Origin of the sequence: Pedobacter sp. CG_S7 (assembly GCF_040544395.1) — a bacterium.
GTDB lineage: Bacteria > Bacteroidota > Bacteroidia > Sphingobacteriales > Sphingobacteriaceae > Pedobacter.
The window spans coordinates 1-2,934 of the sequence record NZ_JBEONS010000085.1 but is presented as its reverse complement, the minus strand read 5'-3'; the positions used below and the strand labels follow the sequence as shown (position 1 = coordinate 2,934).

Below are 2,934 nucleotides of genomic sequence, written 5' to 3'. Positions count from 1 at the left end.
ATTCGACACTTTTGGTCGAAAAAACCCAAAACTAAAAAAACAAAAAATCCAAAAAGTTAATATAATTCTGACTTGTTGCTTTTGCAACGGTCTTTTATTGTCCTTACCTGCCCCTACCGATTGACTTAATCCATTGAATAGCAAAGTTAATTGGCTCCTTTGATTTTGAGAAAGCAGTATTATGGCCCAATTCTGGGAACAACTTATACTTATATGGCTTGCCTGTTGCTCTAAGAGCATTGATTCGTTCTATGGATAAACCAACTGGAGCTTGTATATCTTTCCCTCCATAGAGCCAGAGCCCAGGAATTGAGAGCAATGAAAGTGCTTCACGAGGATCGGTCGGCGCAAACTTATACTTGTCAAGGTCATTACTTATATGTTCACGTGCATCAGTTTCGCTATGTGTTTCCCAGAATTTTAAATTGCCATTCGTATAAAACTGAAACCGCAGTTGTTCAAGGGTTGTAACTACAGGTCCACTGAATAACGTGATAAATTTAACCTTCTTATTTTTTTCTGCTGCTAGAGGAATTACCCAGGCAGCCTGACTAAATCCCATTAAACCCACCGGTATACGTTTAGTGGTCAGATGAATTAAGAGTTCATCAGTGGCGGCGCTAGCATCTGAAGCTAGTAGGTTCAAATTGGAAGAATCGATGTTATTGGTTCCGACTTCCGGTCCTGCATATTTTCCCCCAGACTTCCCCACACCGCGTTTGTCGTAGGTCAATACCGCAATGCCGTTTTTAGCTAACTGTAAAGCTAAATTACTCATTCTGGTTTCCTGGCCAGATCCATGGACCAGGACCAGCGCCGCAACAGTATGCCTGGGTATAAAAACAGAACCTTTCAAAATAACACCGCCACTATTGAACTTAACAAGTTCTGTCTGGAAATCTTCCCTTTTAACAGGATCAGGAGTGTTTTGTGCGAATGATCTCAGGCTGAGACAGCAAACCAACAATAGTAAATGTAGTTTCATTGTTGGTGGTTTAAGTTGTTATTAATCATAGGTAATAGTTCTGTAGGTCCCCCCTCTCTTTTGAAAAACTGAAATGATGAAAGTAGTGATAGACTAATCTTTTTGTCTAGATCTTCTAACGTAAGACAACATAATAACCGATGAGGTTACACTCCTACTCGTTGGGCGACTATCTAGCCAAGGTATGGCAGAATACATTATCATTTAAAGGTGGAATATTAATATTGTTTGTCTAACCATCCCGCTAACCTTACTTTTTATAAACAGCTTACATTAAAGTTTTTTATAGGTAACATCAAAACTGCCACTAGCCTTTTTAGCTTTAAATATAAATTTGTACTTCTCACCTCTGGAGTTTAAGATTTTAAGTACTCCTGCACTTGAACCGCTAAGATTTTTACTTAACACAGTTTTACTTGGAGACTTAACTTCCAAATGAAGTGCTCCATTTTTCAAAGTTGTTTTATAGGTAAAAACAAAGCTGTCATTTTTATCCAGCTTTATCTTAAAGTCTTGCTTTCCATTGAAGTGCTCGAACTTGGCAAAACTATGACCTGGTAAATCACTACCTTCCCAATTTCTGGTGTAATTCTGTTGCGGAAATAGCAAAGCTCCAAAAATGACGTAATGTTTAATACTTATCATATTAGATTTAATAGGTGTGAATGGTTATTACATTTACTTTATAATGAATCAATTGCAACTTTTAATATCTTTATAATTGAGATTTCAATATTAATTATTCTATGATGTGTAAGCATTAAATCAATTATTTAACCGTCCTCTTTCGTCCTGATCCTGCCTATTTATGTTTTCCTTATTTACCTTCTTTTTCCCACTGGAGAAGTTATAAGACATCCCAAATGATACAAATCTAGTAGGAAGTGAATAATTGACATCCCTGCTGAATTCTAATTCGTCTACCTTCCACCCGATTTTTCTCAGATTAAAAGGGTCTGAAAAAACTAGTGTCATTGATAACTTATCATCTAGAAGGCTCTTTTTGAAATTCAGATCAATGTTTCCTTGGGGTTTCCAGTCATATATTCCAAGAAATTGATTTCTGCCGTACCGGGCGCTAATCTCTACAAAAAAGCCGTTATCAAATCTAAATTTATTACTAATCCATATATCCTGAGAAAACTTTTCTTTGACACGGAAAAAATTAGGCACTTTGACGTTTAACCTGGTATACCTGAGTGTGAGCATTGTGTTAACTTCCCACCACTTTAAGAACTTAACTGGTAGACCTGTAGATAAAAACATATTGTCATTATCATTGACATTGGCATAACTGGAGATAATCACTGGCCCCTCATTTGAATAAACATTGTTTATGCCGTTAGTAGTTCTATTATATCCAATGGTGAAGTTATATTTTGAATTTAACAAATAAGATAGTTCGGCTTTATGAGTGAAATAGGGCAATAAGAATGGGTTGCCGGTTTCTATATAAAAAGGATTTTGAATGTTTTCAAATGAGTTTAACAACTTATATGATGGCCTACTGATACTTCTTGAATAAGAAAGCGTCAACGAATTTGATTCATTAATTTTATTTTGCAGAAAAAAAGAAGGAAATATACTCCATCTATCAAATGATATATCTTCGCTAGTGGTCACCGAATTACCATTATAATTGGTATTCTCCACACGTATTCCCATCTTTAATCCCCATTTATTCCAATCTTTAGCAAAGCTGCCATAGAATGCGAAAATTCTTTCATCATACTTATACCGATTTGACCTTAAATTATCAATTGGCGTATCAACTCCGGGCCCGGAGAAATAGGTAATATCATTGTCTGTATCAGAAGTGTTATATTTAGCTCCTAAATTTAAGGTTAAAGAGTTGGTGTAATCGGTAAATAAAACTGCAGAGAAAATGGCAATTAGTAATACACAATAATTGGCAACAATAGTGCAGGATAATCGGCAACAATGATGCA

Annotated in this window: 3 protein-coding genes; all 3 read right to left on the bottom strand. The window is 35.8% G+C overall.

Annotation, left to right across the window (positions count from 1 at the left end):
• Positions 1 to 103: 103 nt before the first annotated feature.
• Complete coding sequence (locus AAKU52_RS17250) at positions 104 to 985, bottom strand: alpha/beta hydrolase family protein (RefSeq protein ID WP_354335863.1); 882 nt, start codon at positions 983 to 985, stop codon at positions 104 to 106.
• Positions 986 to 1,258: 273 nt separating this feature from the next.
• Positions 1,259 to 1,630: a hypothetical protein gene (locus AAKU52_RS17245; protein WP_354335861.1), complete on the bottom strand. Its 372-nt coding sequence runs from the start codon at positions 1,628 to 1,630 to the stop codon at positions 1,259 to 1,261.
• 120 nt (positions 1,631 to 1,750) lie between these two features.
• A partial coding sequence (locus AAKU52_RS17240) for an outer membrane beta-barrel family protein (protein WP_354335859.1) occupies positions 1,751 to 2,934 on the bottom strand: 1,184 nt, incomplete at its 5' end.

Excerpts from the sequence above, each read along its gene's own strand:
- AAKU52_RS17250 (WP_354335863.1), bottom strand. The coding sequence starts at position 985 with ATGAAACTACATTTACTATTGTTGGTTTGCTGTCTCAGCCTGAGATCA.
- AAKU52_RS17245 (WP_354335861.1), bottom strand. The coding sequence starts at position 1,630 with ATGATAAGTATTAAACATTACGTCATTTTTGGAGCTTTGCTATTTCCG.